Annotated in this window: 12 protein-coding genes; 8 read left to right on the plus strand and 4 right to left on the minus strand. The window is 62.9% G+C overall.

Annotated features, from left to right (window positions below; genetic code table 11):
• Positions 1 to 49 precede the first annotated feature (49 nt).
• The gene (locus ACIBH4_RS24815) at positions 50 to 1,534 is read left to right on the plus strand and encodes a hypothetical protein (RefSeq protein WP_362517372.1); all 1,485 of its coding nucleotides are present in this window, start codon (positions 50 to 52) and stop codon (positions 1,532 to 1,534) included.
• On the opposite strand, the gene ACIBH4_RS24820 is transcribed toward ACIBH4_RS24815, so the two are convergent.
• Positions 1,467 to 2,303, minus strand: coding sequence for a hypothetical protein (locus tag ACIBH4_RS24820; RefSeq protein WP_362517375.1), 837 nt, complete (start codon positions 2,301 to 2,303; stop codon positions 1,467 to 1,469). The genes ACIBH4_RS24815 and ACIBH4_RS24820 overlap by 68 nt on opposite strands.
• Positions 2,304 to 2,720: 417 nt before the next feature.
• A complete protein-coding gene (locus ACIBH4_RS24825; protein WP_399172903.1) occupies positions 2,721 to 4,109 on the minus strand; it encodes a hypothetical protein in 1,389 nt (462 codons plus the stop codon).
• Between the two features lie 245 nt (positions 4,110 to 4,354).
• Between ACIBH4_RS24825 and ACIBH4_RS24830 the strand changes: the two genes are divergently transcribed.
• From ACIBH4_RS24830 to ACIBH4_RS24845, 4 genes are all read left to right on the plus strand, one after another.
• Complete coding sequence (locus ACIBH4_RS24830) at positions 4,355 to 5,617, plus strand: helix-turn-helix transcriptional regulator (protein WP_362517381.1); 1,263 nt, start codon at positions 4,355 to 4,357, stop codon at positions 5,615 to 5,617.
• A 65-nt stretch (positions 5,618 to 5,682) separates the two neighbouring features.
• Entirely contained in the window at positions 5,683 to 6,954 is a 1,272-nt protein-coding gene (locus tag ACIBH4_RS24835; RefSeq protein WP_362517384.1) for a hypothetical protein, read from the plus strand.
• A complete protein-coding gene (locus tag ACIBH4_RS24840) occupies positions 6,951 to 10,265 on the plus strand; it encodes a hypothetical protein (RefSeq protein WP_362517387.1) in 3,315 nt (1,104 codons plus the stop codon). Before ACIBH4_RS24835 ends, ACIBH4_RS24840 begins: the two co-directional genes overlap by 4 nt.
• Before the next feature lie 31 nt (positions 10,266 to 10,296).
• A complete protein-coding gene (locus ACIBH4_RS24845) occupies positions 10,297 to 13,239 on the plus strand; it encodes an RNaseH domain-containing protein (RefSeq protein ID WP_362517390.1) in 2,943 nt (980 codons plus the stop codon).
• Between the two features lie 275 nt (positions 13,240 to 13,514).
• Here the strand turns inward: ACIBH4_RS24845 and ACIBH4_RS24850 are convergent, their stop codons facing one another.
• Together ACIBH4_RS24850 and ACIBH4_RS24855 are read right to left on the minus strand one after the other, a co-directional pair.
• Entirely contained in the window at positions 13,515 to 14,198 is a 684-nt protein-coding gene (locus ACIBH4_RS24850) for a DUF2637 domain-containing protein (RefSeq protein WP_362517393.1), read from the minus strand.
• Positions 14,199 to 14,731: 533 nt separating this feature from the next.
• Positions 14,732 to 14,899 carry a hypothetical protein gene (locus tag ACIBH4_RS24855; protein ID WP_362517395.1) on the minus strand — a complete coding sequence of 56 codons (168 nt, stop codon included), beginning with the start codon at positions 14,897 to 14,899 and terminating at the stop codon, positions 14,732 to 14,734.
• A 107-nt stretch (positions 14,900 to 15,006) separates the two neighbouring features.
• On the opposite strand from ACIBH4_RS24855, the gene ACIBH4_RS24860 reads away from it, so the two are divergent.
• The 3 genes from ACIBH4_RS24860 to ACIBH4_RS24870 all read left to right on the plus strand — a co-directional run bounded on the left by ACIBH4_RS24860 (position 15,007) and on the right by ACIBH4_RS24870 (position 17,046).
• A complete protein-coding gene (locus ACIBH4_RS24860; protein ID WP_362517398.1) occupies positions 15,007 to 15,663 on the plus strand; it encodes a DUF4352 domain-containing protein in 657 nt (218 codons plus the stop codon).
• A gap of 133 nt (positions 15,664 to 15,796) precedes the next feature.
• Complete coding sequence (locus tag ACIBH4_RS24865) at positions 15,797 to 16,036, plus strand: hypothetical protein (RefSeq protein WP_362517401.1); 240 nt, start codon at positions 15,797 to 15,799, stop codon at positions 16,034 to 16,036.
• The gene (locus ACIBH4_RS24870) at positions 16,033 to 17,046 is read left to right on the plus strand and encodes a hypothetical protein (protein ID WP_362517404.1); all 1,014 of its coding nucleotides are present in this window, start codon (positions 16,033 to 16,035) and stop codon (positions 17,044 to 17,046) included. Before ACIBH4_RS24865 ends, ACIBH4_RS24870 begins: the two co-directional genes overlap by 4 nt.
• Positions 17,047 to 17,057 lie beyond the last annotated feature (11 nt).

The raw sequence follows: 17,057 nt of genomic DNA on the forward strand, positions 1-17,057 counted from the left end.
GGTGTGATCTGGTGACGTGCAGCGATGGGGCAGGTTAAATGATCGTCAGTTGACGGTGTTGCAGCGGATCGGGAAGAGCCAGGAACCGGTCAGCGCAAAGACGCCGGAGCTGGCTATAACGGTGTACGCGCTTCGTGACCGTGGCTTGGTCACCACGCCGCGAAAGGACGGATTCTGGCAGGCCGAGATCACTGAGGCTGGCCGCTTCTATCTGGAGCATGGCCATCACCCGGACCGGCCAACTCCAGGCACAGTGAGCAGTGCCGTCGTTGCCCGTACACCAGGCGCCTCCAGAACACGCGATGCCGGTCAAAGCCCCCTCGGCCTGGCCGAGGAGTTGATCGAACGCCTACAACACAATAGGGGAACCTTCGAGATCCAGAACCCTGACCAGGAGACACGCGCGTCCTACCGGCGGGCGATGCACGCGGCCAAACAACACAGCCTGGTACCCGCAGGTTTCCATCTACGGCACACCGGCCGAAATGGCGGCGATCTGATCATCCGGCTCTTCGACGACGCGCATCCGGACGAGACGGACTGGAACCGCATCCGCCTTAGTGCACGCGACAAGGTCACCGATGCCGACGCGCTGGTCAAGCTGCTTCGGGATCATCCCGAGGTACTGGCCGTCTCCGAGGCACTCATGCCACGGGCCATCGACCTGGTCAAGTCCCTTGCAGAAGAAGCCCGCCGACGCGGCCACAAACTCGCGATGTCCAAGAAACGCAAAGCTCGCGGACTGTACATGCAGGTCGGTACAGGGCAGCACCCGATTGCCGTCAAAGAGGAACAGGACCAGGTGGTCCGCGAGCCAGATCCCGAGGAAAAACGCCGAAGACCTTATGCCTGGCAGCGAGTCCCCGTGCAATACGAATCCGTACCAACGGGACGCCTTCGCCTGGAGTTACCCCAGTCGCCGCATAGCCGACGCGACCAGTGGACGGATAGTTCGCGCTCGCTGGTGGAAAGCAAAGTACGCGAGGTCGTCAAGGAGATCGAGCATCGCGCTGGGGCGGAGGAACAGGCTGCCCTCGCCCGAAGACAGGAATACGAGGAGTGGCTCGCCAAAGAAGAACGAGAAGAAGCCGCGAAGCGGGCGCGCTGGGAGGCCGCGATGGTGCAGGCCCGGAGCCGCGCAGTTGACGACTACCGCAACACGACATTCGCCAATGCCTTGGATGCCTGGGGGGCGGCCAGCGAAATCCGCGAGTTTTGCGCCGCTCTCGACCAAGCCGCGGCCGGCTGCCAGGAGCCAGGGGAAGCCGAACTCCTGCGACCCTGGATCGAGTGGGGACACGCGATCGCCGACCGCCTGGATCCACTCCGCGGTCCATCTCGTCTCGCCCACGCGGGCTTTGACAAGGACCCGGCCCCAGACGACCTGCGCCCTTACCTCGGGGACTGGAGTCCCCATGGCCCCCAAAAGGAGTATTACCGGCCTCAAGCCGAACAGCGAACACAGGTCAGCGATGCCTACCGTGAAAGCTGGTCGTATGGACGCCGAGGTCGGCCTCAATGGTGGCGGCGATAGCGTGACACTTGCGGGCCCTCAACTCCGACACTGCGCGCTGGACCAGCCCACCCAGACGTTCGACCTCGGCTCGTAAGGCCTTGAGCTCATCATAACGGTCGATGGCTTCCTTACCGCACCACTCATAGAGCGTGCCGACGACGGTCTCCAGCCGCTCCAGTTCGCGGTTGGTCTTCTCATGTCCGTACCAGGACTCGCTCCGGCGTTGTGTCTTCAGCGCTTCTTCCTGCTTCGCCATGGCCTTGAGGATGTCTCCACCCAGAACCTGGGCCACTCGCATGGCCACCTGACGAGTCGTCGGCCACGAAGCGACATAGGTTCCGAACCTGTCCTCAAAGGCCAGCGCTTCCTTACGCAGGTCCTGAGGGTCGAGACCAAGCCACGACGCCACCCCATCGAGATCGGCGATCTCCATCACTCCGGCATCCGCGACAGCATGCCGGAGACGAATCTTGTTCTTCGGCCGAACATGACCGAAGAGCAGCTTGGCCACTTCGAATTCCGCGCTACCTCGAACCTCACGTGAGCTTTCAATCGCTGCCGCCCACCGGCGATCGTCATCAAGGAACGCCCCGACGTCAGCCCACGGAGCGACCAGTTGACCACGCGCCACCCACTCCTGCAGCCCGGCCTCCTCGCCATCGAGGAAACGCACATGCAGATCGCCGTGTTTTCGCGGCCCATCGACCCGGACCACCTCCACCTGGTACACCCGCCCCCCGACGGTCTTCGGCTGATCCCTGAACCCCCAGACATCACCGACGTCCATAAGCCTGCTCACCTTTCAAATCCGGCAAATGCTACCCTTTCAAGACATCCACCCTTAGCGCTTTGGTGAATCAGCCCGGTAGCGCACCCTCGGATGAATGTAGCGACAGCTCATGTCAAATTACGGCATGAATGCCCCCGTCAGTTCATCTGAACAGAAATACAGAGCCGCTCGACGAGAAGATGCGAGAGAGAGGCATTCACGGATGGGTGCTATCGCAGGGGCGAGCAGCCTTTGATGATCATTTACTGTGCTGGCATTGATCGTTCCCCCGAGATGGGGGTCAGACTCGACTCCCCTGTCAACATAGCGACACGTGGCCTCGGCGGATCCCGGTGGTGCACGTCCACGCCAACGGGAGCGGACGAGTGAACATCGCCGCCTTGGTCTACTGCAAGAGCGGCGAACGTTCGCGGCTCATCTACCAGCCGCTGAAGGGTTGTATCCCGACCGAATCAGAGCTTCTTCCAGCGCCGGGTAGCTGTAGTACTCACCTTCGCCTTCCAGTGCTCGAACGTTGGTCAGGAACTCGCCGAACACGGGGGCGCGTTGGGGACCGAGGTGTGATGTGCCTTGGAAGAGGAGTACGGCGAGGTTCGGCATGTCTGCCGCGGTCCGGCACTCTGAGTTTTCCCACCAGCCGTTCAAGGCTTCTCGCAAGGTCTCGATGGTCAGGAAAGGAGCGTGTTGGACGAGTATCCGCCCAGCCTGCTCACCCATACGCCAGCTGCCAGCTTCGTCGATGAATTGGACCACCGCCGACACAAAGTACGGGTCGGGATGCATGGTGGCTACCCCGAGGCGATGGGTCCAGGACAGCTCGGTGAACCGCGTTTCCAGTACTGACAATCGTTCGCGCGCGTACGGGCTCCGAACCAGGGCAATGGCAGCAGCCGTCGCCGGGGGAAGCGGCTCCCACTCGACGGGGGTGGACAACTTGGCCACCATCTCCTGAAGCCGTGTGGCCAGCGCCTGGTCCACCATGCTCCAGAAGAAGTCCTGGTCTCCAAACCGCACCGAGGCACGCAGCTGGGCGGCACCTTCGAGCACCTGGAACCTCTCGCTTTGCGCGGAAATGGCCGAGCGGACCAGCTCTCGGTCCCGCTGTGCGAAGGCGATCAGGGCCAAAGCCATCCTGTCGGAATGTTCAGCAGCAGGCAGGCGCCCGTCGGGATCGATTTCAAGCAGGGCATGCTTGGCGGCGAAACTGACGATGGTTTTGCGAGTCGCAGTTCGAACCCGATCGAAAAAGGTGGCCTGCATGTGCGGATACGTAGGCACGAAGAACGGGTCGCAGATGTAGGTGCTGAACTCCTCGACAACCTTGCGGCCCTGCGTTGGAGGATGGGTGAGCAGGGTCGCCAGTGCGACGGCCAGGTGGCCACGGGCGACTTCTGGGCGAGGCTCGTAGACGTCCCCGAGCGTGCGCAGCGAAGGATGCGCGCACAGGTTGCGATCCTCGCGTATACGCTCCAGCTCACGTGACCCGATCGAGTCGATGAGCTCGAACTCCACGGCCTTGTCCAGCAGGCTCGCCTCGATGGCCTGCATGGCCCGTACGCCTTCCTTGCTTAATCCCTTCTTCTGAGCATCGGATAGCGCGGTACGGAACGAGACGGCCTGACTGTCACCGTCATCGGCCAGCCGCACGAGCTTGGTGATGACGTCGGCGGTAATGGCGCTCCACGTCGTGGTGATGCAGGCGCGGATCGCGCCGGCGTTGTAGCAGCGCCAAGCCTCCTCGACCAGCGGTCGAACATCCGGACCCCATACCTGGCCGATCAAGCTCTCCACGTCTGCCACCATGCCATTCTTCACCCAAGCGGACCACACCAAGAACATTTTGGGCATTCCACGCACTTGGACTCTGGCTCGTTGGTACAGCCAGCCCCCGGCTCACCACATCCTTCATCCACTGACGGAACCGTGAGCCGTCATGACTTCTCCGGCAGGTGTCACAGTGACAGCGAACTCGCGCACCGAGTCGCCACGACGTCATTGAGCAGGTTGGTCGCGATAACGGCCAGATTCGGCATCGATCAGTAGTTGCAATGAAGTCTTCATTGAAGTCTGCTGAGGGTATGTCGAGACGTCTGCTGTCCGTTGAGCACACCAAGATCCGGGCGCTGCGCGAGCAGGCTGGACTCACGCCACAAGAGCTTGCTGATCGCGTGGGGGTCACATATCGCCTGGTGGTGTACTGGGAGGAGGGCAGGTATGCGCCCGAAGCCAGAAACATGAGACGTCTCGCTCATGCTCTCGGCTGCGCCACTGCCGACCTCACGGGTACGCGCAGCGGAACCGAGATGTTGGTTGACCTCCGGTATGCCGCTGGTCTCACGGCAGAGGAGGCCGCCACCCGACTTCGCGCCACTGCCGTCGGCGGTGAGCTATTCGTGGACGCCCACAAGATCCGCAGCCTGGAGCGGAATCGTCAGGTGTCTGGGTGGAACTGGAGAAAGCCGGAGTGCACAGGACGGCTTGTACAGCAGTTGGCCGCCTTGTACGAGGTGCCAGTACGTATGGTCATGGATGCCTGGATGCGTACTCGGCCCATGGATGAGCCTCCGAGCCTGCCCGAACATGAGCGGCACGGTCCGCCGACCTCAGCAGTCGTGGGCTGGGACAGTTTGAACGATCGGCAGCGGGTCTATCTCGGTGAGATCCTGCGGGACGACCGGATGACCGAGGCTGAAATGTGGATGCGCCGTCAGAACCAGGCCCGGGTTCCACCGGCCAGGCTGTGGCGGAGGCTACCGTTTTCTCTCGACGCACCCGCCAAGCTGGTCGGTCACACTCGCCTTCAGTTACGCCTGCGGAGCGCCGGCGTTCACGATCAGGGCGCCGGAGCCACTCTCCATGCCCTGGAGCGACTGGGCTTGGTCAAGGTGGCCAAGGACCGAGTGGAGATTCCCGGGGTCGGCGAGGTGGATCGCACTCTGGTGGAGATCACTCGCCGGGGCCGTGCCTGCGCGCGTGCTGGGCTGGGGGAACCTGCAGAGCCGGCGACACCCTCACATCTTCTGTCCGAATGGCTGTGGAGTGTCCTGCTGCGTGTCGCCGACGCCGGCGTGGAAGGTCTCCATGAGAGCGAGTTGGCTGGTAAGTCTTTATTCTATCTGGCTGTCGGTTACCGGCCCAAACGGCAAGCACATCCCAGTAGAGGATTTATCGAACTGCGCCCCCGGATGGCACCAGGTGATACGCACGTCCTTGAATACCGGTGGCACGCTACCGCACTCGGACGACAGCATATTGCGGCTTATCTGCACATATACACAGACATATACCCGAATGTCACACCTCCACCGTAGTGATCATTTAGGGCGGCCCGAAGCTGTTCCGGTTTTTGTCGGCCCCGTGCCCTACGGTGTCTCTGGTGACGACCCATGCCGACGATGACGGCCTGACGTTCTCTCATTTCGAGGCGTTCCGCTTAATCAACTTCACCTTTATCAAAGCCTGCGAGACGATCGCGACCCCGGGCCTGAACCCGAGGCGCCGGGCCGAAAAGCTGATGCAGTATCACGGCGACCTACTCGCCGCGTACGGCCCTGGAGTGCCGTTATCGTTCGGTGAGTTCCGCGAAAGACTGCGCGGTCCGATCGACGGCCTGCTCCCTCCGTGGCTGGACCGCTCCGGCTTCGACGATCTCGATTTCCCTGTTGTCGATGCCGAGGGTTGCGTCACCGCCGACGCCTTCGACCTGCAGTGGGAGATCTCTCAGCTGCACCGGATCTTGAAGCGGCTTCAGAGGACCGGCCGGATGCGATTCACAGAGGAGCAGCTCCAGGACGAGATCGATCAGGATCAGATGTACGAGATACTCAAAGGCCGCGGCGACACCCAGTACGTCAAGGACCGTTCCACACTGGTGGAATGTCCTGCCGGCACGGTCGCTGAGCTGAACGGGCGCGGCCTACCTCTCAACGCGATCGCCTACTACGAGGCGATCCCCTACCACGCCATCTATCGCACCTGGTGGTTTCCCTGCACGGTGTGCAAGTGGCCCATGAAGATCAGCAAGCGGATGAGCGCGGGCCGCGAGTACTATCGCGTCGGTTGTCTCTACGCCCGTCACGCCGAGATCGGTGCCAGTTTCATGTTCCGGCCGACATCCGGAGATGCGCCACAACTGCACTCTGACAGCCCCGACACTCCCGCTCCGCGCGAGGCGGCACTCGCGCTCGGCGCTGTCGGTGCCGTGCCGGAGGCGAAGCCAGTGGAGGGACATCTGGCCCTCAAACGCGGAGTGTGGCGTTACACCTGTGTGCCGGGCCTGCACGAGTTGCGTTTGCACTCCGTCCTGCGTGAGCGGCTGGCCGCCAATCAGGCAGATGTGAACGAGGCCGTCAGGCTTTGGCCGATGAGCGATGCGTACGACCATCGCATCGAGGTCAAAGGCCCCGAGGGGAGCACTCACGTCTTCACCGTGGATGTGAAGGACTACACCCACGGCCGTGTCCTGGCGCAGAGCCTGCATCGCAATGAAGGCGACAAGGGCGGCGCCGAATGGCTCGTCATTCCCGACCACCGGGCCGACCAGATCCCTCTTCTCACTGTGACCTGCGACAAGTACAGAATGAAGGTCGCGACCATGACCGACTTTGCCCAGATGGTCTGCCGGAGCGCCGGGGTGGAGTGGGCATGAGTCAGATGACCGCCAAGGACGCTTTCATCTATGCCGCGCTGACCCTCGCCGCCGAATACTTCCCAGAGCAGGACGACAACGGCAAGCCTGTGGCCTCCTTCCGCCATGCGGCTTTCTTCGCCAGCTGCAAGCCACAGGCGTGGGAGCGATGGAACGAGCTGAGCAATGAGGAACGGCTGCTCGTAGCGGAGGTGATGAACCTCAGCAACCCCGACCTCGTCGACGAAAACCGTTTCGCCACCGCCGCGCGGATTCTCCTGGGAGCCCTGGACTCCGAGCACGAGGATGAGGAGATCCCCCTCAACCTGTTCACCCTGGTCGGGGATCCGCTCACCGCGACAGCGGCCCATCCCCATCTGGGAGCGGACTACCGCGGCTATGCCAACCGCCTTCTCGCTCCCTTCCGTCGACCCAGCAGCCGGCGCAAGCCCCACGACTTCGCAGCGCCGGGCAAGACATACGAGACGAGCGAACGCACCGAAGGCCACGAGGTCGTTCACGGGCGCGTCACCATCCCCCGCTTTCCCGCTTTCACCCAGCCGCTGGGCCACGACTCACTTCCCGCCATCACTACCCGGCCTGGCTTGGATTCGGTCCCAGTGCCCGTTCAGGAGCTCAAGGACATCGCACAACTCCTGGACACCCAGTACAACGGCACGAAAACAGGCCCCTGGTTGTACGAGGTGCTGACGGGGCTGCTCGACCGGCTCAAGGCTCGCGATACAGACAACGTCAACATGCTGGACCTCCTGACTGGCCGAACACAGATCTTCCATGCACCCACGGGAACCGGTAAGTCTGTACTGGTTCGCCTCTTGGGCTCCTGGGCCGCGCTTAACGACTACCGCGTCACTCTCCTCGTCCCCGACGTCAAAGCCACGCTCGCCTCAGCCTGGGATATCAACCGCGACCTCGAGATCCTGCACAGGGAAGCCAAGACCAACCATCTCGCGACGTGCGCCCCACTGATGTCGCCGTCCTCGCGGTACGAGCGGGCCCTCAAGCATGCGTCTTTGGTCAAGGAAAACCCTGAGGCTCCCGGGGAATGGGGCAAGCGAGGGCACCGTGACGTCGATCACCTCGCCTACGGATGCGCACAGCAGCACTGGCTCGAATCCGCCGGCATCTACCGTCCCGGCAAGGAGAACTGCCTCGGCCTCCACAGCGGCGGACAGATATTGGCCTGCCCCTGGATCCCGACCTGCGGCAAGTTCACGCCCGCCTACCAGGCCGCCGATGCCACAGTGATCGTCACGAATCACCATAACTTCATCCAAGGCACCATGAGGGTGGGCATCCAAATCGATGGACGCCCGGTCCGTTCTGTCACCGTCCGCGAGTTCGTGCTCCGCGTCAGTGACTTTGTCATCATCGACGAGATCGACGCCTTCCAGTCCGTCGCCGTAGATCGGTGCGCCACCACAGTCGACCTGCACTCCCGACGCCCGTGGACCGCGGAACCGCAAATTCTCGACACTGCGGCCAAGCATCTTCCCCTGCGATACGAGGACCAGCTCATCGAACCGGTCAGCCACGTCCGGCTCATGGCCGAGTCACTGCTGACCGGACTGTGCACCAAAGTATTCCGGCTCAACCACCGCGACGACTCTAAAGTCGCGAGGCTGCGTCACGAATATGACTACGAAGGATGGCGCCTGGCTCGCGCCAAGGACCGCGAACTCATACGCCTGCTCTTCCCCGAACATCAGGTGAGCGACGGAGAACCGCTTCCGCGCGAGGCTATCGATCGGCTCAACGCTCTCGTCCCGGCCCCCGACTTCGGTGCAGACGACGAGGCGGCTCCCACCCCCATGCTTCTGGACCCCGAATGGGAGCGCGTCGGGCGCATCCTCGAGACAGCCGTGTCACCACGCGGCATCAACCAGCGCGACGAACTCAAACTCAGGCTGCACGAGGCACTCGCACCGATGATCAGTGACGGCCGTGCACGCAGCCGGGCCATCGACCACCTCCTCATCCGCACCTTGATGAGCGAACTGGACTGGTCTCTTGCTCGGCTGCGCGACACCGCCCAGTCTCTGCGCCACTCCGGCCTACTTTCCGCCAACCGCATCATCAATACCATGCAGTCTGGCGGCATCGCCGACGTCCTACCGCATGGAATGATCGGCAGGCCGATCAACGGATATCGGGTCACCGGCATGAAAAACCCGGAAAAGGACGCCAAGCTTTCCACGCAGCATATGGCTGGCGACCCGCACACCTATGTATCAGAGCTCGGTGGACTGGTCTCTCTGATCACTGCCGGCGTGGAGCGGCCTATCTTCGGCCTTTCCGCCACCGCCTACTTCCCGCAGGCGGTCAAGGAACACGTCCACGCGCCCGTCATGTGGTGGATGACCGACGCCCAAGAGGAATCGATCTTGGTCGAGTCCTCAGCTGTCACCTATGGGGATGGCCACAGAAAGGCTGGGGAACGCATCCCGATCGCTGGCCGGTTTCCTTCGGACAAACCCGAAGCCTTGCGAGAAATCGGCGAGCGCCTGTACGAGACGAAATTGTCCAAGAAACTCGCACGCCTGGCCAAGACCGATGAAGATCGTGCACGAGTGATCCTTACAGCCAACAGCTACGAGCAGTGCGGCCACATCGCCACCGGCCTCGCCAAGGCGAAAGGGCTCTCTCACAAGGTGTGCGTCCTCGTCCGGGAGGAAGACCGTCTCAGCAACGTCCGTTATCTCCCCGACCCGTCGCTGGTCCGCCGCATCACGGTCGAAGAGGTCGAGGAATTTCCCCAATTCGGCGACATCTTGATTGCTCCACTGGCTAACATCGCCAGAGGACTTAACATCGTCGTCAATCTTCGTTCAGCAATCCACTCCATCTATTTGTGTGTGAGGCCCCCGCTGATCATCGATGATCCTGCTTGGATGTACGGCAGCGTCAACGCAGCGGGTATCAACTCACTACCCACGTCAGGCGCCGCAGATCCAACTGAGGTTCTACAAACGGCCCGTACTGCAGCACGAGATCACCTGGCCACCATCATGCGTTCCTCTCCGCAGCTGTCGACCATGGACCTCATCCTTCAAGAGCAAATGGTCGCCGGAATGCTGGTGTCCCTCATCCAACTCGCTGGCCGAGCCCGACGCGGCGGCACCAATATGGAACTGCACTTTGTGGACTATGCCTTCCACGATGAGACCTGGAGTTCCGACCTGGCCAGCATCATCGAACGCATGGCCTCACGGTGGCTGCCGGAAGAACGCCGGCAGATGGCCGAACTGTACGGCGAAGCGGTCAATGCCTTCCTAACCTACGCGGGCGTTGACCTCACCCTTTCCGCATAGCCCAGCGCTTTATCCTGAAAGAGTCACAGCATTGAGCGACAGCACTGCTGCCCTTCCGCGGGCCCTCACCTTGCGCTGTACCCCCGAACTCGTTCAGGGTCAGAAGGTGTACGTACGCAACTTCTCGCGGAGCGTGCGTGACGAATGGGAGAAGCTAAGAGGGGACGGGGACGATGAGAAGAGGAACCTGCCTTACTCAACCGCCATCACTTATCTGAAGATCAAAACCGGCGGTTACGTCCACCTCGACCGGGGCCTCGACTTCCTGGTCTCGCTGGAGAAGATCGACGACGACACCCTGCGCCATGTTTTCCGGTGCATCGTCGGCTACAACAAGGGGCTATCCACCGATCAGGCCATCCTCCTAGACGTCCCGCCGGTGGCCGATGCCATCGCGAGCACGCCTGAGGTGGAGTTCGATATGGCACGGTCTCTCAAACCGATGCATGGCAGGCAGCCTAAGTGCCCTGACTGGATGTACGTGGCTGTGCCTTGGGTGGTCTCCAAGAAGCTCGCTGAGCAGAAGTTCACCATCTATGACCTCGTCCCGATCACTAAGCAGGTTCCTGCCAAGGAGACGGACGGCTCTCTCAAATTGGACGCTGACGGCCAGCAAATCTTCAAGAACCGTACGATGGGCTGGAAGGCCAACCCGAACAAACGGGAGGTCACGTACCTCCCCGACAGCAATGGTGGGTTAATCGCGTGGAACCACCCTTTCGGGCGCAAGTACAACATTCGTGACGACGGGACCGTGGTAAACGACGCCACCGCGGCCCAGTACGCGATGTCCAGATTCTCGGTGGTCATGAAGACCGTGCCCAACATCGTCGACCCCGTCATCTTCCTGGACGCGCACGTAACCCGCGTTCACAGCAACATGGTCTTCGCCAAGTCGACGAACATCTACCAGGGCAGCGACGGTCTTCCGATCCTCTACACCGAACTGGTGCGCAGCGGTAGCGTCCGAGAAGTCAACCATCGGGCGCTGGAGTTGCTCGCGCGTGACAAGATGGACGTCAGTCTTTTGCAAGAACTTCAGGCACGCGTCACGCAAGAACGGACTGTGCTCGAGAAGGCCGCCGCCAATGGGGAATTCCCGTCGTTCATCACTCCCGACGCTGGGATTATCCGCCCCCTCATGCCGAAGAACGACAACTTCGCCGTGGGCACGGGACCAGGAACCCTTCACCTGCGGCTTCTAGCCGAGCATGTCACCAAGGTGCTCGGCGAGAAAACCAGCTGGGTGAGCTTTGCGGTGGAACCGATGATCTTTGAGCCGCGCCCCACAGACAAACAGAAGATGTCTCCTCAGGAACGGGCTCAACGGATCGAAGCCGGTGAACTCCTTCACACCATCGGCTTTCCCTCACCCGAGGAGATAGCCGCTTCCGTCAATGCTCAAGGCTTCGATCATCTGCGGATCGTATGCCTCTGGTATCGCCACAGCACCCGCCTGCGCATGATCAATGCGCTGTCCCTGGCCTTCCCTGACAGCCCGTCAATCGGTGATCCGCAGTCAGGCGAGGAGGTTCTCCTCGTTCCCGGCATCAGCGTGGTATTCCGCAAGGCTGAGCGCTTCCTGTCACACGGCGACGACATCAACCGGGTCGAGGAGTTCAGATCCTTCGAAGGCGACTTCGCTGGTGGCGACTCGAACGTGATAGTCGCTGCCTGGTGCGAGACCGAGATCCCGCTTGTGAAGAGAAGAGAAGGAGAAAAGCGGAACGCCTACTTACTCCGCAAGGAGCGGTATGACGGAAAATTCCAAGTCCGCCGCCTTCTGGCCAAAAAGGACTTCGTCTGCCAGTTCACGAAAGGGATGAAGCAGGGGGCGTTCGGAAATCCCAGCACAGAGATCAGCCCGCCGATGCTGGGGAAAGATCACGCCGCTTACATGGCGCTAATGGATCTGTATCGCTCGCTTGGCATCATCGACCAGCGCCTAGCGCGAGCCATCGCCAAGGACAAGAAGGGGAAAGAGGCCGGAAGTATCGTCTACTGCGGTATCCACGTGCGCCGACAGGCAAAGACAGTCGACGACAAACAGACCAAGCGAATTGTCATCGCCACTGCCCTGTTCCCTCCTGAAGAGGAGGGCGGTGTCTGGACAATGCGAGCGTGGACGCCACTAACGGGTTCATGGCTGCCTTACCGACAGGCGATCAACGCTTTCCACGCCAGTGACTACGCACTTCATGTTGATGGAAAGGCCAAGACGGACAAGGAACGCTGGGCAGAGGCAGCGGCCCACGTCGAAGACGCGCTCGCCAGTCTCGTCCGAGACGAATTGGAACCCGACATGAGCTACGTCGTCATGGTCGACGGGCTTGCCTGCCGTCGAATGTGGACGGGCCTGCACAACGAGAACCAGAGCTACAACGAAGACAACATCACCGATCCGCGCACCTGGCTGCCAGGGCATGGCAAGGGCAAAAACGCACCGCGCAAGAAGCCGAGCGCTGTCATCCGGATGAACGTCAAACCCGAAGAGGTGCCTCAGTACGTTCCTGTTGCTCGTGAGAGCGAATCGGACACCGAGCCGGATTCGATCGATTTCACATCGGCCAAGCTGCACCGCGCCGAGGTGGACTTCGGAGACCCCTTCTGGGTCCTCTTCAACATTCCGCGCAACTACCAGGCAAAGGGCGGAGACTTGGGCAGGACCTTCACACGCTGGGACGCAGATCCGGGCCGGGCCGGCGACGTCGGGGAACGGGAGGCTAACCAGCTCAAAACCCCGTGGTATGCCATCACGGCAACCGAGATCTACCCTGTTGGTATCGGCAAGGGCGTCGACAAGGCGATGCTTGCTCGGACGACCGCACGTCTGTGCCACCAGACCATCGCTTGGTCTGACCGTTCCCGCTATCCCGTTCCTTTGCATGCAGCGAAACAGATGGATCTCGACCATCCCCAATACCGACGGTCAGCACCGCCCGAGGAGCAGGAAGACGATGCTGCCGACGAATAGGCTGCGATAGCCCGACTGCCAAACAAGTCACATTCGGAGGACTTGCCTGCGGCTTCGGCAGTCCAGACTGCAGATGAAACAGCCAGATCACACGATCTCGTTTCGACAAAGGCGGGCCGGTAATGACTGATTGCTCGGCGGCTGCTTATTAATGCGCAGTATGGGAATGATTTATTGCGGCCCTGAACCTTGATCGTTTCAGAATGGGAGGCCGCCCGATGGCCGAGCTTTACGACTGGAGGACGGCCTGACCACCCCGTTACCGATGTCCTTTACTACGCGCCACAGGCCTCGCTCGTGCCAGTTGAACGGAGGCCTCCCGGCGGCGGCACGACACTCTCTGAATCGGCCACCTCGGCGATGGCGTGGGCCCGCTCCTTCTCCACCTCGGCGATGATCTCCTCGGCCTCACGCTGTTCCAGTCCCCATCGGCTCATCAGCGGGCGTCGGCCGACCCGCTGATTGCCCTCACTGAGGCTCTCGATATAGGTGAGCCGCGCCGCCTCGTACCGGTCGGTGGGCAGCACCGGCAGCACACGTTCCACCTCAACGAGAGTCTCAACGGGCTGGCACACGTGGTCCTTGGCCGGCGTCTCGGTGGACGGTTGCCGGGTGTTCCGGACGATCCACATGAGCAGTTCGTACGCTCCCGCGAAGGCCAGCGGTGCCAGAGCGCTGACCAGGCGCGATCCGAGTCCGCCGGACCAGCCGTGCGCCACGTTCGCCGCCAGTGTCACCGCCCCGCCCAATGCGAGCGCCACCCATGCCAGCACCGGCACACGTAGCCGACGACGCGAGCAGTAGACCATCACCAGCGACGCCATGACGATCACACCGTCGGACATCGCCGGATACAGAATGGCCATGTCGTGTCGCTCACCCAAAGCGATCGCCAGACCGTAGAAGTGGTGGTACGAGACGTAGGCAGCCGCGCCGGCGACCCCCAGCAGGACAGCCACCGCACAGCCGAGAATGACCCGGTCCCCAACCCGATCTCGCCGAGTACGCTCGACCCAAGCCCCTTCGATCGGAACCACCTCCCCGGCAATTTCTGGTGTCGAGGGGTGGCGCACGGCCCGGCTTCCGGGTTGATCAGGTTGCCGGGATGCAGGAAGGGGTTCGATGCTGCGATCACCGAGCTCCTGCCCCCTTACCACCGCTGCCCTGAGCGCAGTTGAGATCGTCTGCTGAGGATCCTGAACTGGCGGTTGCCGAGCTTCCCCGGCATGAGCGTGTGCCGCGAGGTAGGACCCGATCTCGTTGAGGCGGGCGTGGGCACCGCCCCCTCTCCGCGTGCCTATTCCGGGCATGAGAGGTCCAGCCACGGAGCGTCGGTGCTGCTCAGGAGATGGGCGAACGGTTCAAGTCCCCCCTCGGACACCAGGGAAACCCTGAGTCTCAGAAAGTCGGAGACTCAGGGCTTTTTCGTTTTTGCCCCCGAAACGGGTTCCTGATCCTGCTCCGAATACCTCCGGTCCGCGGATCATGGTTTTCAGGCTTCGGCGACAAGCGACGCGAACCGATTGGACGCCGGGTTCGACGTCGCCCGCATCACGATCCGCAAGGTGACCGCACAGCTGCGCGAGGACGAGCCGATCATCATGACGCCCGGCACGGGCTCGTTCGTCGCACCTCGCGGGAAGCCGGTTGTCGAGTGCACCTGTCCTCATCCGGCCCATGCCCAACGCGTCTGTAACGCCCTCCCCACCCGTCTCAGGCACGTCTCCTGATGTCACCGATACATCACAGACCGAGACGGAGAGTCACATGTCCCACCCACCGGAGTCCGGGGCGCACCACCAGACCCATCCCGGCCATCACCCCTCACCCGGGTACTCGCCGCACCACCATCCCGGCCCGCCGCCGAAGAAAAAGGGCGGCGCCCTGAAGTGGTTGCTCATCATCGGCGCCCTCCTGCTCCTACCGGTCGGGTGCGTCGCCCTCCTGGTCGGCGCCGGCAGCGATCAGGCGGGCACGACGAGCGCAACCCCGGAGAAGCCCGGCGCCGCCGGCGGGGCACGGCAGGATACGCCCCCCGGGATCGGCGACCTCGTGAAGGACGGGAAGTTCGCTTTCAAGATCACAAAGACCGAGAAGAGGACCACGATCGGTGGTGAGTTCCTCAACAAGAAGGCCCAGGGCGAGTTCCTGCTGGTCCACGTGACGGTGAAGAACATCGGCGACGAGGCGCAGGCGTTCACGGGGGGCGCGCAGAAGCTGTACGACGACCGTGGCCGGGAGTTCGAGGCCGACGACGGCGCCGCGATCTACCTTGAGGACTCCAAGTCCTTGTACGAGGACATCAACCCCGGCAACAGCGTGAAAGGCATCGTGCTGTTCGACCTGGCGAAGTCCGTGAAACCGGTATACGTGGAGCTGCACGACTCGGTGTTCTCCGACGGGGTGAAGGTCGAACTGAAGTAGCCGGCATCCCGGCTGTGGCACCCTCCCGCCGGGGTGCCACGGATAGGTTCCGCCGAGCGAAAACCCCGCCGCTTTCCACAGAGTGAGAACGGGGACCCCGGGATCTCGGCTGCGGGCTCGCAGACTGGTGCCCGTGCTTCGATTGCCCTCCGTACTCGCGTGCTGCGCCGTACTTCTCACCGCCTGCGCGACCGCGGACGCCGAAAGGCGCGCCGACGCCGTGGAGGCCGCGGCGAAGGCGATCCTTTCCGGCGGCCACGGCATCCTGCTCTTCGAGCAGGCGTCGTCGGTGGGGCTCGCGGAACGGGTGACAGGGATCCGCCTCGACGCGTCGGGGCGGCCGATCTTCCAGGACGCGGAGGTAGGCGCATGACATGGAACGACTTCGCCGGAGGCCGTGCGGTGGATCCCGCGACCTTCGTCGCCGCCGCGAGCACGCTGCTGGAGTCGGCGGTCGCCGCCGCGGGCGGCGGCGAGGCCACCAAGGCCGACTTCGTCGCCGGGCTCCAGGCCACCCTGAGCACGTCCGGCCCCTATGGGACGCTGCGGCTGGACGCCGGGCTCGCCGACCGGGACGTGCGGGGCGAGCTGCGGGAGAACGCCATCGCGGTGTCCGAGGTGGTCCTGGACCTGGTGAGAACCGTGCCCGGCACGGAAGCGCCCGGCCCGTCGGACATCCACAGCAGTTGCGTGGGGTATGCCTGGATTCCACCGGTGGTCGAACGGCTCATCGCCGGTCCCGGCCTGCACGCCGCACGTAACCTCTACAACGAGTGGCTGTGGCAGCTCGTGCTGCTGCGGGACGCCCTCATCCCGTTCACCGACCCGTCGCGGGTGCGGGTACTCGCCGACGCCGATGGTCTGACCAGGCTCCAGGACGCCCGTGATTGGTTCGTCGTCCAGGTGATGACCCGGCGGATCGCCCACGCGGCGATCGTGCGATTCGCCGCCGAGGCCCTGACGGGCGGGCACGCCGAGGGGGCCTACGGGTTCCAGTACGGCGGCGCGGTGGTCCTGCCGCCGGTGGCCCTCGACGGTGAACTTCTCGGCCCGGCGTACCTGCTCGGCCTGCGCGAGGGGACGCTGGTCGAGCAGGACACCGCGTACTTCGTCCAAGGGCTTCAGGACGACGTGCCGCTGTTCCCCGCCCGAGGCGAGGACGGGCTCGCCGGTCTGGTGTTGCCCGCCGTGACGCTGGCGGTGCCGTCGTCGGCTTTCGTGGCGCAGGTGCTCCTCGAACGACTGACCGTCGAGATGCGGGACGGCAGGATCATCGAGTCCGGCCCGGCGGCCGATGTGCTCGCCGCCCCCGAGGCGCCGTTCACCCGCGAACTGCTGGCCGCCATCCCGGGCGGGCCACCGGTGGGCCGCCGTCCGGCGTGACGGGCATGGTC

Origin of the sequence: Streptosporangium sp. NPDC050284, from assembly GCF_044459525.1 — a bacterium.
Taxonomy (GTDB): domain Bacteria; phylum Actinomycetota; class Actinomycetes; order Streptosporangiales; family Streptosporangiaceae; genus Streptosporangium.